This window comes from Paenibacillus sp. GCM10023250 (assembly GCF_042653205.1).
In the GTDB taxonomy this organism is placed as follows: domain Bacteria; phylum Bacillota; class Bacilli; order Paenibacillales; family Paenibacillaceae; genus Paenibacillus_Z.
In genome coordinates, this window is the sequence record NZ_JBHSHY010000001.1 from 1 (window position 1) to 15,377 (window position 15,377).

General features: G+C 63.5%; 13 protein-coding genes and 1 riboswitch. Of the genes, 8 read left to right on the plus strand and 5 right to left on the minus strand.

Annotation, left to right across the window (positions count from 1 at the left end):
• Window positions 1-160: 160 nt before the first annotated feature.
• Window positions 161-1,270, minus strand: a complete 1,110-nt coding sequence (locus ACFPB1_RS00005) for a copper amine oxidase N-terminal domain-containing protein (RefSeq protein ID WP_379220510.1) — start codon at window positions 1,268-1,270, stop codon at window positions 161-163.
• Window positions 1,271-1,400: 130 nt separating this feature from the next.
• Window positions 1,401-1,459: riboswitch (purine riboswitch) on the plus strand.
• 104 nt (window positions 1,460-1,563) lie between these two features.
• Here ACFPB1_RS00005 and ade point away from each other — a divergent pair.
• From ade to ACFPB1_RS00030, 5 genes are all read left to right on the plus strand, one after another.
• Window positions 1,564-3,342: an adenine deaminase gene (ade, locus tag ACFPB1_RS00010; RefSeq protein ID WP_379220512.1), complete on the plus strand. Its 1,779-nt coding sequence runs from the start codon at window positions 1,564-1,566 to the stop codon at window positions 3,340-3,342.
• A gap of 107 nt (window positions 3,343-3,449) precedes the next feature.
• Window positions 3,450-4,688, plus strand: coding sequence for a DNA glycosylase AlkZ-like family protein (locus ACFPB1_RS00015; protein WP_379220514.1), 1,239 nt, complete (start codon window positions 3,450-3,452; stop codon window positions 4,686-4,688).
• Window positions 4,689-4,808: 120 nt separating this feature from the next.
• Window positions 4,809-5,357, plus strand: coding sequence for an RNA polymerase sigma factor (locus ACFPB1_RS00020; RefSeq protein ID WP_379220516.1), 549 nt, complete (start codon window positions 4,809-4,811; stop codon window positions 5,355-5,357).
• Window positions 5,341-6,204: a hypothetical protein gene (locus ACFPB1_RS00025; RefSeq protein WP_379220518.1), complete on the plus strand. Its 864-nt coding sequence runs from the start codon at window positions 5,341-5,343 to the stop codon at window positions 6,202-6,204. Before ACFPB1_RS00020 ends, ACFPB1_RS00025 begins: the two co-directional genes overlap by 17 nt.
• Window positions 6,205-6,485: 281 nt before the next feature.
• Window positions 6,486-8,711: a xanthine dehydrogenase family protein molybdopterin-binding subunit gene (locus ACFPB1_RS00030; RefSeq protein ID WP_379221658.1), complete on the plus strand. Its 2,226-nt coding sequence runs from the start codon at window positions 6,486-6,488 to the stop codon at window positions 8,709-8,711.
• Between the two features lie 102 nt (window positions 8,712-8,813).
• On the opposite strand, the gene ACFPB1_RS00035 is transcribed toward ACFPB1_RS00030, so the two are convergent.
• Together ACFPB1_RS00035 and ACFPB1_RS00040 are read right to left on the minus strand one after the other, a co-directional pair.
• Window positions 8,814-10,094, minus strand: coding sequence for a CynX/NimT family MFS transporter (locus tag ACFPB1_RS00035; RefSeq protein ID WP_379220520.1), 1,281 nt, complete (start codon window positions 10,092-10,094; stop codon window positions 8,814-8,816).
• A gap of 44 nt (window positions 10,095-10,138) precedes the next feature.
• Window positions 10,139-10,846 (minus strand): FadR/GntR family transcriptional regulator, encoded by a 708-nt coding sequence (locus ACFPB1_RS00040; protein ID WP_379220522.1) that lies wholly within the window; start codon window positions 10,844-10,846, stop codon window positions 10,139-10,141.
• Window positions 10,847-11,064: 218 nt separating this feature from the next.
• Between ACFPB1_RS00040 and ACFPB1_RS00045 the strand changes: the two genes are divergently transcribed.
• A complete protein-coding gene (locus ACFPB1_RS00045) occupies window positions 11,065-11,517 on the plus strand; it encodes a MarR family winged helix-turn-helix transcriptional regulator (protein WP_379220524.1) in 453 nt (150 codons plus the stop codon).
• Window positions 11,518-11,668: 151 nt separating this feature from the next.
• On the opposite strand, the gene ACFPB1_RS00050 is transcribed toward ACFPB1_RS00045, so the two are convergent.
• Window positions 11,669-12,145 carry a glutathione peroxidase gene (locus ACFPB1_RS00050; RefSeq protein ID WP_379220526.1) on the minus strand — a complete coding sequence of 159 codons (477 nt, stop codon included), beginning with the start codon at window positions 12,143-12,145 and terminating at the stop codon, window positions 11,669-11,671.
• A gap of 189 nt (window positions 12,146-12,334) precedes the next feature.
• Entirely contained in the window at window positions 12,335-12,925 is a 591-nt protein-coding gene (locus ACFPB1_RS00055; RefSeq protein ID WP_379220528.1) for a TetR/AcrR family transcriptional regulator, read from the minus strand.
• Window positions 12,926-13,693: 768 nt separating this feature from the next.
• Between ACFPB1_RS00055 and ACFPB1_RS00060 the strand changes: the two genes are divergently transcribed.
• The gene (locus ACFPB1_RS00060) at window positions 13,694-14,173 is read left to right on the plus strand and encodes a GAF domain-containing protein (RefSeq protein WP_379220531.1); all 480 of its coding nucleotides are present in this window, start codon (window positions 13,694-13,696) and stop codon (window positions 14,171-14,173) included.
• A gap of 333 nt (window positions 14,174-14,506) precedes the next feature.
• Complete coding sequence (locus ACFPB1_RS00065; RefSeq protein WP_379220533.1) at window positions 14,507-15,319, plus strand: SDR family NAD(P)-dependent oxidoreductase; 813 nt, start codon at window positions 14,507-14,509, stop codon at window positions 15,317-15,319.
• Window positions 15,320-15,377 lie beyond the last annotated feature (58 nt).

The window sequence follows — 15,377 nt, forward strand, 5'->3', positions numbered from 1 at the left end:
AAACCGTTCCTTTCGTATATGGTTGGGTGGTACCTCCATTTTACAAAAGAATGGTTTCTTTGTTTTTTACAACTTTTAAAACAATGAAGGGGCTGTCCCTAGTCTTTACGACTTTTGGGACAGCCCCCCCGAAAGGCGGGATGCGCCGTGCTTGCGGCGATTATTTCGCCTGCGGCGCGAACTCCGCGTGCACGTCCGTGATGTAGAGTGTGCTCAGCCCTTCGTAACCGGAGTCCGTGCCGATGATGAGATACGCCTCGCCCTTGGCGTCCGTCGTGACGGATGTCTCGAGGTGCATCGGCTTCAGCTGATAGCCTTCCTTGGCCCCGGCCGGCTTGGAGGCGTCGCCGACCAAGCGCATGTCTTTGCCGTCCGTGGCCTGGTTGCCCTTGTCGATGTTCATGCGGAAGTCGCCGCCGGACGCGACAGCCTTCGGCGCGACGTTCACCACGCCCGCCTTGACGAACACGGATTGGCCCGGCGAGCCGCCGATGCCGACCGAATCGGAGCTTTCGTTGGTCGCCAGCTGGAAGCCGAGCTTCACGGCGTACGTCGTATTCGGTTTCAAGCCGTCCGCGGCGCCCAGCTTCTTGACGGCGTACATGAACAGGTCGTCGCTGCGGTTCATGCCGTTCAGCTTGAGCCCTCTTGGCTGCTTGCCGTCGATCGCCGGCAGCGCCGACCAGCCGAAGGCGAGCTGGTAGTCCGCGTCCTCATGCTGGACCGGCAGATCGGCGAAGCCGCCCGTCCAGCCTTGGGCGTCCTTCTCGAACGTGTAGCCGACCGTTACCGGCTGCGCGGCGGCAGCAGCCGATCGCACGACGGCGGTCTTGGACGCCGGGTTCCAGGCGATGCCGGCGCCGAGCGCTTCGGCTGCCGCGCGGAGCGGCACGTAGATTTTGCCGTTGATATTCTGAACGCCGGCCGGCAGCGGGACGGTCTTGCCGCCGGACTGCAGGCTGCTGCCGCGCAGCTTGACGGTCAAGCCGCCTTTGGTCAGCAGCAGGCTGCCGTTCGTCCATTGCGAGGCGGCGCTCAGGCCGAGCGCCAGCTCGCGCGCCGGTACCATCAGCGTGCCGGCTTGCAGGAAAGGCGCCTTCTGGACTTGGATCTGACGGCTGCCGATCTCGACCGTCGCGCTGCCTTGGCGGAACACCGCGCTTCCGCCCGCATCGGCCGATGCGGCATTCGCCTGCGCCGCTGCCGTAATGGACGTCGCGGCCGTCAGCAGAGCAGAGAGCATCAGGAGCGATTTTCTCGTCGGTTTCATGGATTCATGTGCCTCCTCTGGTTAGTTGCACCTCCTAGACGGCTGGCCCGTCCGAAAGGTTGCAGTGCCGGTTCGTTGACGCGCCGGGCGTCTTCGTATTATGATGGAGCGGATAACTCCATACTCGAACGTATAACTTCGGCGATACGGGCCGAGGGTCTCTACCAGGAACCGTAAAATCCTGATTACAAAAAGTGCATGTACGCTTTTTTGTAGTCGGGATTTTTTTGCGTCCCCGGGGGGCGAACGGGTTCGGGACACACAATTATTATCGTGAAGGCAAGGTGGATGCAATGGAACAGAGGAACCGATTGGAACGCCTCATCGAGGTCGCGGCGAAGCGCATGCCGGCCGATCTCGTCCTGAAGAACGGCAGGATCGTCAACGTGTTCACCGGCACGATCACGGAGGGCGACGTGGCGGTCGCGGACGGCCGCATCGCCGGCATCGGTGCGTACGCCGGGAAGGATACCGTCGACGCGGGCGGACGCTATATCGTGCCCGGCTTCATCGACGGCCATGTCCATATCGAGAGCTCGATGCTCGAGCCGCGCGAATTCGCGAAGGTGCTGCTCCGGCACGGCGTGACCGCCGCCGTCACCGATCCGCACGAGATCGCCAACGTCGCGGGAACGGACGGTCTCGATTATATGCTGCGCAGCGCCGAAGGGCTGCCGCTCGACATCTTCGTCCTGCTGCCGTCCTGCGTGCCGGCGACGCCGTTCGAGACGAGCGGCGCCCGTCTGGAAGCAGGGCAACTGGCGCCGTACTATGCGCATCCGAAGGTGCTGGGGCTCGCCGAGGTGATGAATTATCCAGCCGTCGCCGGCGCGGATCCGGGGATGCTGGACAAGCTCGCGAGCGCGGCCGGGCTTCATATCGACGGCCACGCGGCGGGCATTGGCCGCGAAAGCTTGAACGTCTATGCGGCGGCGGGCATCCTCACGGACCACGAATGCGTCACCGCAGACGAGGCGCGGGACCGGCTGGAGCTGGGCTTTTACCTCATGATCCGGGAAGGGACGGTCGCCAAGAACCTCGACGCGCTGCTTCCGGCCGTCACGCCGCGGAACGCTCGGAGATGCCTCTTCGTCACCGACGACAAGCTGCCGGACGACCTGATCAAGGAAGGCAGCGTGGATCATATCGTCCGGCTGGCGATCCGCTCGGGCCTCGATCCGGTCACGGCGATCCAGATGGCAACGATCAACGCCGCGGAATGCTTCGGGCTGCGCGGCAGAGGCGCCGTCGCGCCGGGCTACGCGGCCGATCTGCTGCTGCTGGACGACTTGGAGGAGGTTCGGATCGGGGCCGTCTTCAAGAACGGCGCGCAAGTCGCCGAACGGGGCGTTCTGCGGGAAGCGGCATTCCCCGATCCGGCGGCCGGCGGTTCCGGCGGCCGGTCGGCTTCGGCCGCTCCGCTGCGCGTGAAGCCAGTCGCGCCGAAGGACTTGGAGCTGCCCTTGCAAAGCGCGCGCTGCAACGTCATCGGCATCGTGCCGAACCAGATCGTCACGCGCCGGCTGCTCGCAACCGTCGACGTGCGGGACGGACGGTTCGTGCCATCCGTCGCGAAGGATCTGCTCAAGCTGGCCGTCGTCGAGCGGCATCATGCGACCGGCCATATCGGGCTCGCGATCGTGAGCGGCTTCCAATTGCGCAAAGGCGCGCTCGCCTCGACCGTGGCGCACGACTCGCATAATCTCGTCGTCGTCGGCACGTCGGACGAAGATATGCTGGCTGCCATCGAGCACCTCTCGGCTTGCGGGGGCGGGCTTGCCGTCGTCGCGGACGGGCGCGTGACGGCGTCGCTCCCGCTGCCCGTCGCCGGCCTGATGTCCGACCGGCCGCATGACGAAGTGTACGCCGGGCTGCAGGCGGTGAAGCGGGCGGCGGCCGACATCGGGTCGCCCGCCGATTTCGATCCGTTCCTGACCCTGTCGTTCCTGACGCTGCCGGTCATTCCGTCGCTCAAGCTGACCGACCGGGGGCTGTTCGATTTCGATGCGTTCGCGCATATCGCGGTCGAGGCCGGCGAGGACGAAGCCTCTGAAGCCTCCGAAGAATCCTGAAAGGCAGGACCGGGCAGCTCCGGACTCAACTGACGAACGCGATGCGAACAGCGGCTTGAACGTGTATACTGGGAGATAACGGATGGACGAGATTAGGAGGGAAACGGATGACACCGATACGGACGACGAAGCGGGCGCTGCGGCGCCTGCTTCTGGAACGCCAGCTGCTGCTCGGCCCGCCGGAGAAGCGCGCCCGGTCCGCGGCGGAGCTGCGCCGGCGCGTCGCCGGTACGCTGGAGACGCTCGAATGCGTGCAGATCGATCCGGTAGCCGCCGTGCGCCCGAACCAGCATCTGGCGCTCGCCGCCCGGATCGCGGGCTACGAGCCGCACGTACTGAACGGACTGCTGCGGGACAATGAGGCTTTTGAATATTTCGCGAATGCCGCCTGCATCATTCCGATGAAGGATTACGCGATGTTCGAGCCGGTTCGGCAGCGGATGCGGGCGCTCACGCGCGACGAGATCGAAGGGCTCCGCGCCGTCGTCGACGACGTGCTGCGCAAGCTGAAAGCCGAAGGTCCGCTCCCGGCCAAGGCGTTCGAATCCGAGGAACGCGTGCACGGCTACTGGGACAATGTCGCCGCCAAGACGAAGGCGACGTCGCATGCGCTCAATCTGCTGATGGACGCCTCGTACATACGCATCGTCGGCCGGGAGGGAAATCAGCGGCTATTCGACGTGACGAGCCGGAGCGTGCCGGAGGAACTGCTGCGGGAAGCGGACGCGATCGGGCCGGAGGAGGCGTCCGACCGGATGCTGCGCAAGTACTTCCGCGCTTACCGGGTCTTCGAGCCGGGCGCCGCGCGATTCGGCTGGCAGCGCTTAAGCGCGAGCGAGCGGCGGGAGGCGATGGACCGTTACGTGCGGGCGGGCGTGGCCGCGCCCGTCGAGGTCGACGGCTTGAAGCAGCCGTACTTCATTCTGGCCGAGGACGCGGAGCTGCTCGAACGGCACCGGGAAGCGGAGGAAGGGCTGCGCGAGGACGAAGGGCCGGTGCGCTTCCTGCCGCCGCTCGACAATCTGCTGTGGAGCCGGAAGCGGCTCGAGGATTTGTTCGGGTTCGTCTACCGATGGGAAATCTACACGCCCGCGGTCAAACGGACGTACGGCTACTACGCCATGCCGATTTTGGCCGGGGACCGCTTGATCGGCCGCATGGATCCGCGCCTGGATACCAAGCGGAAGCATCTGACGGTCGAGCTGCTGCACATCGAACCGGAGGTCCGGTATACCGCGAAGCTAAGGCGGAACGTGGACCGGGCGCTGGAAGCGTTCGCCCTTGCGCACGGCGCGGAGACCGTGTCGGTCGAGCGGCAGGCGATCGGACAAGCCGTTCGTCCGTGACCGTAGCACCGGGAGAGCCACAGCGATTGTGGCTCTTTTTGCGTTCGCGGATCTTTTTGCGCAGAGGCGGGAACTTTCGGGCTTCGGCGTTGTCTAGTATAGGAAAGGGGAGGGCGGCAAGTGGAGGACGATTATCTGAGGCACGTCACGCGGCTGAACCCGCCCGAAATCGACGCGCTCGTCCGGCATTATTGGCATGACGTCTGGCAGTACGCGTATTTTCTCGTGCGGAACGAGCATCTGGCCGAGGATATCGCGCAGGAGACGTTCATCCGGGCGTTTCGGGCGGTCGACGCGTTCCGCGGCCAATGTCCGGTGAAGAGCTGGCTGTTCAAGATCGCCCGCAACACGGCGTTTAATGCCCGCAAATCGGCGTTTTTCCGCAGGGTGGTGCTCGCGGAGCAGCCGCCGGATACGCGCCGCGTCCCGTCGGCGGAAGCCGAGTATTGGGACGGACGGCGGGCGGACGACGTCTGGGCGGCCGTGCTCGGCTTGCCGAGGGCGCATCGCGAAATGCTCGTTCTTCACGCGCATTACGGGATGACGTACGCCGAGCTGGGGGAGGTGCTCGGCGTGGGCGAAGGCACGGTCAAGTCGCGGCTGCACCGCGCCAGGGCGAAGCTGGCCAAACGAATGAAGGAGGCGATCCCGCATGACGACGGAACGTAAACGGAATGAAGCGGCGGCTGACGATCTTTGGCTTGCCCGGCTGCGGCAGTCCGCTCCGACGCCGGCGAAGCGGCAGCCGCAGGAATGGCGCATCGCCGGGATTCAGCGGGAGACGGCCGCGGCGGAGAGGCCGAGAGCGGCAGCGAAGAGGGGATGGCTGGTCTGGTCCGGCGCCGCGGTGGTCTTCGCGATGTTCCTGTTCGCGCTTGCGTACGCCTACGACATGCCGGGCGGCATCGCGGATTGGCGCTATTCGCGCGCGTCGGGCCTCCAGGGGACCGCGCATATTCCGCTCGAACGGACGCCGGAGGAGGCGGCGCGGAAGGTGCGGGACATTTCGACCATGGAAGTCGCGCATCGGGAAAACGTGAACGGCGGAGCGCTTTTATTCGTCAAATGGAGCACGAAGTCCGAGCAAGGCAACTTCGGCGTCGAGTTCGTCCGCAAGTCGTGGCTGGGCTGGAAATGGGTAAACGGCGGGCAATACGGGTTCTCGGGTAGCGGCGTCGATAGCCGGAAGGCGGACTATATGAGCTTGCCGGCCGCGAAGGGGGTCCCTGCTCCGCCCATTATCTTCGGTCAAATCCTGTCGCCGAGCGTTGTGAAGGTGACCGTCGTGTTCGGGGGGCCGGACGGCGGCGAGCTTGCGGCCAAGATCGTTCCGTACGACGGCGTCGAAGGGCGGCGGATCTGGTTCGCGCTGCTCCCTAGGACGGCCAGCGCGCCGTACGGCATCTCGGCGACCGACGCGTCGGGCCGCGCCGTTGCCGGCATCTCGTTCGACGACCCGACCAAGTTCGGCATTCTCCCGCTCGCCAAGGGGCAGTCGCTTTCCCGGCAGCCTTAACCGCGAACGCTGTCCGTGCTTGCTTCGGATTGCCGCTGCCCGCGATCGCGATCGTTCAAGCGTGCGTCCCGCGCCGGCGCATAGGACGACGTTCCGCGGCCATACGATGGTAGAAAAGTCCGCGCGGCGGGCGGTCAAGCCGGCGCCGCGCGGCCGCATGCCGGCAAGAAGGGAAGCGTGGAGCGATGGAAACCGTCGGCAAAGCCGTCCCGCGCGTCGAATCGCGGGAGAAAGTGTCCGGACTCGCCAGATACACGAACGACTGACAATCGCCCGACCAGCTGCTAGGCTGGCTCGTGACGAGCCCGTACGCCCATGCCCGGATCGTCGCGATCGACTGCGCGGCGGCGCGCGCGGTGAGCGGCGTGCATGCCGTCGTGACGGGCGAGGATTACCCCGTGCTGACCGGCAATTTTGTGGCGGACCGGCCCCCGGTCGCGTTCGGCAAGATCCGCTATTTCGGCGAGCCGGTCGCGGTCGTCGTCGCGGAGACGGAGCGTCTGGCCAAGCACGCCGCGTCGCTCATCCGGCTCGAGCTGGAGCCGCTGCCGGTCGTGCAGTCGCCGAGCGAGGCGCTGAAGCCGGACGCGCCGCTCGTTCATGAAGCGCTCGGATCGTACCGGCGGTTCGGCGATACGCATCCCGTGCCGGGGACGAATATCGCCAATCGCGTCCGCATCCGCAAGGGTGACATGGCAGCCGGCTGGGCCGCGAGCGACGTGACGGCCGAAGGGAGCTACGCCTTCAACAACGCCGACCACGCCGCCATGGAGCCGCGCTGCTCCATCGTCGAGGCGATGCCGGACGGCACGATCGACGTGACCACGTCGACGCAGGATCCGTACATCCTGAAGCGGCTGTTCAACCGCTTCTTCGATGCCGACCAATCGAAGGTCATCGTCCATACCCCGCTAGTCGGCGGAGGCTTCGGCGGGAAAGGCTCGGTGTACCTGGAGTACGTCGCGTATCTCGCTTCGCTCGCCTGCGGCGGCCGTCCCGTTAAGGTCAACAACACGCGGGAGACGGACATGGTCAGCGCTCCGTGCCATATCGGCCTGGAAGCGCGGGTGAAGCTCGGGGCGACCCGCGACGGCAAGCTGACGGCAGCGGAAATCACGCTGCTGTTCGATAACGGCGGCTACGCCGACATCGGCACGATCGTCGTGCAGTCGGCGGCGGCCGACTGCACCGGGCCGTACCGGATCGACAACGTGCGCTGCGACGCGCTGGGCGTCTACACGAATCATCCGTACGCGACGGCGTTCCGGGGCTTTGGCCATCTCGAGAACCATTTCTGCATCGAACGGACGATGGACCTGCTCGCGAAGAAGCTCGGACTTGATCCGCTCGAGCTGCGTGCGCGCAACGCGATCTTGCCCGGCGATACCTCGCCGACCCAAGCGCCGCTGAACCGCAGCAACCTCGGCGATTTGCCGGCGTGCATCGCGAAGCTGAAGCCGCTGATCCGCTGGGACGAAGGCGACCGCGTCGTCATCGGCCGCGACCGGGTTCGCGCGAAAGGCTATGCCTGCATTTGGAAAACGTCGGGTTCGCAGATCGACTCGGGCTCCGGCGCGTTTCTGACGTTCAATCACGACGGGTCGATGAATCTGAGCGTCGGCGCCGTCGAGCTCGGGCAAGGCAACCGCACCGTCATGGCGCAGATACTCGCCGAACGGATGCGCGTGCCGGTCGATCAGGTTCACGTCATGCTCGACGTCGACACGCAGGTGACGCCGGAGCATTGGAAGACGGTCGCGAGCAGCTCCACCATGATGGTCGGGCGCGCGGTGCTGGACGCGGCGGACGACGCGATCGCCCAGCTCAAGCGCAACGCTTCGCTCGTCTTCGGCGTACCGGTCGGCGAACTCGATTACGGCGACGGCTTCGTGTTCGTCCGCGCGGAGCCGGGCAGGCGGCTCAGTTTCGCCTCGCTCATGAGCGGCTATATGGATGCAAACGGCAGTGCCGTCGGCGAGCCCGTGCTGGGCCGCGGCCGTTACCAAGTGCACGGGCTGACCACGATGAATCCCGAGACGGGCAAAGGCATTCCGGGCGAGCAGTGGACGGTCGGCGCGGAAGCCGTGGAAGTCGAGTACAACGTCCGCGACTGCACGTACCGGCTCCTCAAGGCCGTCTCGGTCATCGACGCGGGCAAGGTTATTAACGAAGGGACCGCGCGCGGCCAGGTGACGGGCGCCATGAGCATGGGGCTCAGCTTCGCAACGCGGGAGAGCTTCCAGTACGATCCGAACGGCGTCGTGCTGAATCCGCAGCTGCGCACATATAAAGTGATTCGATACGGCGAGACGCCGGAGTACGTGGCCGCTTTCGTGGAAACGCCATACGGGGAAGGGCCGTTCGGCGCGCGCGGCATTTCGGAGCACGGCACGATCGGCATGCCCGCAGCACTGGCAAATGCGCTGTCGGTCGCGGCGGGCGCCCAGCTGAACCGGCTGCCGCTCACGCCGGAGACGATCTGGCGGTGCACGACAGGGAGGGAGTGATCCGAAGCGAAGCCGAAACGTACGGACGGTTACACAAAGCGAGAAATGAAGAAAAGCCCGCGGGAGCGGGCTTTTCGGCGTCGAGCGCCTTAATGGCGCAGCTCAGGCATTAACGGAAGACGTGGGCTGCGGCTGCGGTTCCGGTGCAGTCTCCTCCGGAAACACGAACCGGCCTCCGCGCGAAGGCGCGATTCCCGCGAGCAGCAGCGCCGCGGCCGCGACCGCGAGCAGCAGCATGGGCACGGTCCAGTTGCGGACGGCGTCGTGGACGAGGCCGAACAGGAACGGACCGACGGCCGCGAGCAGATAGCCGACCGATTGCGCCATGCCGGAGATTTCGGACGCTTCCCGCGCGTTCCGCGTCCGCAGGCCGAAGAACATCATCGCGAGGCTGAAGGACGTGCCGCCGGCGATGCCGAGCACGATGACCGACGCCGCGGTGAGCGCGAGACTGCCGTGCGCCATCATCAAGCCCGCGAAGCCGGCGAAGTAGAAGCAGCAGGTGAGGACGAGCAGCCCGAGCTGGCTCGAGAGGCGCGCCGCCACGATCGGCACGAGGAACGCGAACGGAATCAAGCCGACCTGCAGCAGCGACAGCATGTACCCGGCCTGGCTGCCGGTCATGCCGTGATCGAGCAGCATGTCCGGCAGCCAGGCTACGAAGATGTAGAAGATGAAGGACTGCAGCCCCATGACCAGCGTGATCCGCCAGGCCAGCCGCGAGCGCCAGACGGAACGGCTCCTGCCGGCCGGCTTGCCGGAGACGCGGGCAGCCTTGGCATTATGCTTCAGCTGCGGAATCCAGAAGGCGGACGCGATCAGGGCGACGGCTGCGATCGTCAGGAAGGTGCCTCGCCAGCCGAGCGAAGTGCTGTCCGCGATCGGCACGCTGACCGCCGACGCCGTGGCGGCGGAGACGTTCATCGCGATCGAGTAGAGGCCGGTCATGAGGCCGATCCGCAGCGGGAATTCCCGCTTGATGAGCGCGGGCAGCATGACGTTGCCGGCGGCGATGCCGAGGCCGGAGACGATCGTCCCGGCCGCGAGCGCGAAGCCGCTGCCGCCTTCGCGTGCCAGGCTGCCCGCCAGCATGGCAAGCAGCGCGGCGAACAGTACGGCTTCCGTGCCGAGTCTCGCGGCCAGGCGCGGCACGAACGGGGAGAGGGCGGCGAAGGACAGCAGCGGCAGCGCGGTCAGCATGCCGGCAAAGGTGCCCGAGATCGGCATATCCAGCCGGATCCGCTCGATGAGCGGACTCAGCGACGTGATCGGCGTACGTAAATTCGCGGCGATCAACAGGATGCCGGCGAGCAGCAGGGCGGCGTTGCGGCGCGGCTGCGCGCCCGCGCCTGACAGCGCCGCGGGGTAGGTTCGTTGGTTCATGAGGGTCAACACTCCATGCTTAAGAATAGATGAATGAGATTTCTTTAGCCGCCCCTGCGTGCCGGGGCATCGGCCGACTGGCCTGGATTCCGGGCCACGCTCTTGTTCACGGCGATGTAGGCGTCGACTTCCAAGACGGCCAGGTCATCGTTCCGCGCTTCGATCGCCCGCAGCAGCCCGGGATGTCCGACGAGGGCATCGCTGCCGAACTCCGTCGAGCTGGCGATGGACATCTGAATTTCTTCGAACAGATTGGCGTAAATATCGGCCAGCAGCGCATTATGGGCGGATGCGACGACCGCCTGGTGGAGCAGCCAGTCCGCTCGGACGAACCGTTCCAGGTTCCGCTCCCGGAACGCCGCCGCGCAGAGGTCTTGGCACCGCCGGAGCTCGGCGAGATCCTCGTCCGTCCGGTTCCGGCACGCGAGCGCGGCAGCCTGCCGGTCGAGGGCGTGGCGCACCTCCATCGTTTCCAGCACCGTCGAGTGGCGGATCCGTTTCTGCAAGATCGCATTCAGCCCGCTCGTCGCCACGACGAACGTGCCGTCGCCCTGCTTCGTCTCCAGCAGGCCGACGTGAACCATGGCGCGAACGGCTTCGCGCAGCGTATTGCGGCTGACGCCGAGCTGCTCCATGAGCGCGGTCTCGCTCGGAATGCGGCTGCCCAGCGGCCATGTGCCCGATTCGATCATCCGCTCCATCTCCGCGTACGTCTGGTCGGCAAGCGAGGTACGGGTAACTTTGTTCAGCACAGGGGCGCCTCCTTTCAACAAACAGGATCCCGTATGAAGAAACGTAGGATGTTTGGTTAAACGGACATGGTTCTCATCATACGCCGGCCGTTCGCCCTTGTAAAGAGCGGAGCGGTATCTTGGCCCGGCTGCGGTTATAACCCAAAAGAATTGTGCAACATTTAATAGGGCGTTATACTAGGTGGCACGAGCCGTTATTCGGAAAGGAGTGGAGGATCATGGCGGACAACGAGCCGGCGTTCGGCATCGACGAGATGCTGTGCTTCGCCGTCTATGCGGCATCCCGGGAACTCACGCGGTTGTATCGGCCCGCGCTGGAGAAGGTCGGCTTGACCTATCCGCAGTATTTGGTCATGGTCATGCTGCGGCAGCACGGGGAGAGCATCGTCACGGACATCGGCGAGAAGCTGCTGCTCGATTCCGGCACGCTGACGCCGCTGCTGAAGCGGCTTCAGGAGGCGGGGCTGATCTACCGGAGACGGTCGCAAGGCGACGAACGGAAGGTTGAGGTCGGATTAACGGAGAAGGGCATGGCGCTCGCCGAACAAATCAAGGACGTGTCCAAGGATCTGTTTACGGAACTGTGCAAAACCGAGGAACGTTACTTCGATCTGTTGTCTTCGGCGCGCGGGCTGCTGCGGGATGCCCACGAGCTTGCAAGGCGAAGTTAAGCGGGAAAAAGGAGCGGCCGGCAGCATGTGCTGCGCGGCGGCTCCTTTTTGTTGGCTTTCATAAGTCCGGCTGTGCCTTATCCGACGATCATTCATCGGGCGCTCCGATCCGCCGGCCGGTTCACAGTCGTCTGCAAGCGGCAGGACGGTATTACAGAAGGGCGGCGATGTCTTGCTCGAGCTGGGACGGCTTTTCGGCGGAGCCGAACCGTTTCAGCACCTTGCCGCGGCGATCGACGAGGAACTTGGTGAAGTTCCACTTGATCGATTTGGAGCCGAGCACGCCCGGCGCGGATTTCTTCAGATGCCGGAACAGCGGGTGGGCGTCGGCGCCGTTGACGTCGATCTTCGCGAACAGCGGGAAGGAGACGCCGAAGTTGATCTCGCAGAAGGATTGAACCTCTTCGTTGGAGCCTTTCTCGCCGCCGCCGAACTGGTTGGTCGGGAAGCCGAGGACGACGAGGCCGGCATCCTTGTATTTGGCGTAGAGCGCTTGAAGTTCTTTATATTGGGACGTAAACATGCAGCTGCTCGCCGTGTTGACGATAAGCAGTACGTTTCCTTCATATTCACGGAGCGATTTCATCTCGCCTCGAACGGTCGTTGCCTGGTAATCGTAGATGGACATATGCGATCTCCCTTTCGTCGTGTTTTCTAAAATTAAATTGTGCACAATATTTATCTTGCGCTTATGAGTATACCGCCGTATTCGGCTGTCGTCAATTATATTTTTTGCAATTTAATTATATACAATTACGGGTTGTCGCAATTGAAAAGCCCCCGATTCGCTTATCGGGGGCTTGGCGTACGGGGCTCTTCAAGCGCGCGGGGCCGCGCGCAGCTCCTCTTTGATATAACGTTTGATTCGCTCCAGGACGGATGCCATCGCATCCGGATACAGTTTGCGCAGCAGAATGCCGCCTTCGACCGCGGAGAAGAGGAACAGCGCGGCTTCGCGCGGATCGATGCCGGACCGTATGTCTCCGCTCGCGACGCCTTCGGCGATCGTTGCTTCGATGAAGCCGAGGATGTCGTCCATCGCCGCCTTCGCACGGCCGAAGAGCGGCTCCGAGACGGCCTCGGCCTCGATCACCAAATTCTCGATCGGGCAGCCGCCGGGATAATCCATCAGGCTGTATGCCTCGATGTAGGTCGTCAGCCGTTCGACGGCGCCGGGAAGAGCGGTCTCCAGCCGATCCCGGATGTGAGCCTCGACGACGCGGCAATTGTGGTCGAACGATTCCAGCGACAGCTCTTCCTTGTCGCGGAAATGATTGTACAGGCCGCCCTTCTGCAGCCCCGTCGCTTGCGTGATTTCCGACAGCGGGGTAGACAGGTACCCGCGCTTGTTCAGCAGCAGGGCCGTCGTTTCGATGACGTGCTGCTTCGTTCGTTCGCCTTTTCGCATGCGAATCCCTCCGTGCTTACGCGTTTGCCAACATTGTAAGCCCGGTCCCGCGGCAAGTCAACGGTTTAAGACAGACCGTTCATTTCGGATTCGCCCTAATTCGCTTTCTCCCGGTGGGCGAACCGGCCGTCGATTAGTTTAACCTCGTTTTGTCTTCCGCATGCCGACGCTGCTCAGCCGCTTGCGGCGTGGGGTGAACAAATTCCCCCTGTCTGCGCGCCGGACTCTCTGTTTCACGGACTAGATAGCTAAACGCCGGATTACGCGGACACGGGAGCCGCTATTCCGCCGAATTCATCGAATTCCAACGTTTCGCGGACACAGGAGCGCTTATTAACCTTGAATTCCGGCCATACACCCCCTTTGACATGCGATAGCGGAACATGTGTCCGCTTAATCCGGATAGTGAGTCAAATTGGTAAAATAGCGGATCGTGTGTCCGGAGTCCCGGAACCTTAACGCCTCCATGCGAAGTGCGGCGGCTCGGGACGAGTGTTGGTTGGCGCAGGCTGGAACCGAAGTGCGGCGGCGTGGGCGAGTGTTGATTGGCGCAAGTTGGAACTGAAGTGCGGCAGCGTAGTTGAGTTATTAGGCTTCCCTCCAACGCCGTTGATATATGTGCGGTCTGCTTTTTACCAAGCGTTGAACCCGGACTTATTCGAGAACGTACATGCTCGCGGCGTATGACGGGCGGGCCTGTTGATCGAACACGGATTGTGAGCTACAATGAACGGGCATTCCCATTTGCTTAATAAGGAGAGCCATCCTATGTTTCATACCGAACAATACGACGGATCGCGGGAACAGAATTACGACCTCGTGATCCGCCAGCTGCAGGCGCTGCTGGAGGGCGAACCGGACCGGATCGCCAACCTGTCCAACGCTTCGGCCCTGCTCAATCAATTTCTGGACCGCATCAACTGGGTGGGGTTCTATCTCTATCGCGACGGCGAGCTCGTGCTCGGACCTTTCCAAGGACTGCCGGCCTGCGTGCGCATCCAGCTGAACCGCGGCGTCTGCGGCAAGGCGGCGAGCGACCGGCAAACGGTGCTCGTCCCGAACGTGCACGAATTCCCCGGGCATATCGCGTGCGACGCGGCCTCGCAATCGGAAATCGTCGTGCCGATCGTCAAGAACGGCGAGCTGCTCGGCGTCCTCGACATCGACAGCCCGGAGCTTAGCCGCTTCGACGAAACAGACCGCGCCGGCCTGGAGCGGTTTGTCGAGCAGCTCGTGCGGCATCTATAATGCATCATCTATAAGCAGGACGGACAACCGCTGAGCAATCGGCGGTTTTTCTATGCCATGACCGGGAAAACGGACAAGGGTTATAAGACCCGCGAGCTGATGCCGCTCGAAAGCGATCATATAAAGCAACAAGCGAGCAGCCGTATGTGATGGCTGCTCGTTTTTTTACACGCGGTAGGCGGAATGTTGAAAAAAGGACATTGACAACGATTGATCTGGATGTTTAAATAAAAAACGAACGGTCTGTCTTTTTTATTTTGTATACAGTTCTCGTTTACGTCATGATTTCGTCTTAACTGCACGAAAATACTTGTTTTCCTGGAGGGCATATTGATGAGCAGAGTTTGGTTTATTACGGGTACATCTTCGGGCTTCGGCCGTAATTTGGTGGAGCAGCTGAGCGCTACCGGCGACAAAATCGTGGCAACCGCGCGCAACCTAGGCGACATCGCCGATCTGAAAGCCGCTTCGCCGGACAACGTCCACATCGCCGCGCTCGACGTGACGAACAAGGCGCAAATCCAATCCGCGGTCAAGGAAGCGGTCGAACGCTTCGGACGGATCGACATCGTCGTGAACAACGCCGGCTACGGGCTCTTCGGCATGCTGGAGGAATATACGGACGAGCAGATCCGGCGCCAGTTCGACGTCAACGTGTTCGGCATGCTGGACGTCATCCGCGAGACGCTGCCCGTGTTCAAGAAGCAGGGATCGGGTCATTACGTCAATCTCTCCTCGATCTTCGGCGTATGGGCGGTCCCGGCATTCAGCCTCTACGCGGCGTCCAAATTCGCGGTCGAGGGCTTCTCGGAGGCGATGGCGGCCGAGCTCGCGCCGTTCGGCATCCGCACGACGATCGTCGAGCCGGGCGTTTTCCGGACGGAATTCATGGGCGGATCCATGCAGCAATCCGATCGGCTGCCGGAATACGCCCCGATCTATGAGGCGTTCGACAAGAGCTATGCGGCGATCCACAAGGGCGAGCAAAGCAAAGCGGTCGAAGCGATCATCGCGATGATCGACAGCGAGAACCCGCCGCTGCACTTCCCGGTCGGCTCGACGGCGACGTTCGGCATCCGCGACCAGCTCGGCAAGCGGATCGAAGAGGCCGCGGCTTGGGAGAAGGTATCGCTGCTGGCCGATTGACGTCTGCGTGAGCGTCACGGCATCGGCAAGCGCAAGCGGCCGTTCCTGCGAAGGGGGA

Coding starts and splice junctions, on each gene's coding strand:
- ACFPB1_RS00060 (WP_379220531.1), top strand. CDS start 13,694: ATGTTTCATACCGAACAATACGACGGATCGCGGGAACAGAATTACGAC.
- ACFPB1_RS00015 (WP_379220514.1), top strand. CDS start 3,450: ATGACACCGATACGGACGACGAAGCGGGCGCTGCGGCGCCTGCTTCTG.
- ade (WP_379220512.1), top strand. CDS start 1,564: ATGGAACAGAGGAACCGATTGGAACGCCTCATCGAGGTCGCGGCGAAG.
- ACFPB1_RS00005 (WP_379220510.1), bottom strand. CDS start 1,270: ATGAAACCGACGAGAAAATCGCTCCTGATGCTCTCTGCTCTGCTGACG.
- ACFPB1_RS00025 (WP_379220518.1), top strand. CDS start 5,341: ATGACGACGGAACGTAAACGGAATGAAGCGGCGGCTGACGATCTTTGG.
- ACFPB1_RS00045 (WP_379220524.1), top strand. CDS start 11,065: ATGGCGGACAACGAGCCGGCGTTCGGCATCGACGAGATGCTGTGCTTC.
- ACFPB1_RS00035 (WP_379220520.1), bottom strand. CDS start 10,094: ATGAACCAACGAACCTACCCCGCGGCGCTGTCAGGCGCGGGCGCGCAG.
- ACFPB1_RS00050 (WP_379220526.1), bottom strand. CDS start 12,145: ATGTCCATCTACGATTACCAGGCAACGACCGTTCGAGGCGAGATGAAA.
- ACFPB1_RS00055 (WP_379220528.1), bottom strand. CDS start 12,925: ATGCGAAAAGGCGAACGAACGAAGCAGCACGTCATCGAAACGACGGCC.
- ACFPB1_RS00065 (WP_379220533.1), top strand. CDS start 14,507: ATGAGCAGAGTTTGGTTTATTACGGGTACATCTTCGGGCTTCGGCCGT.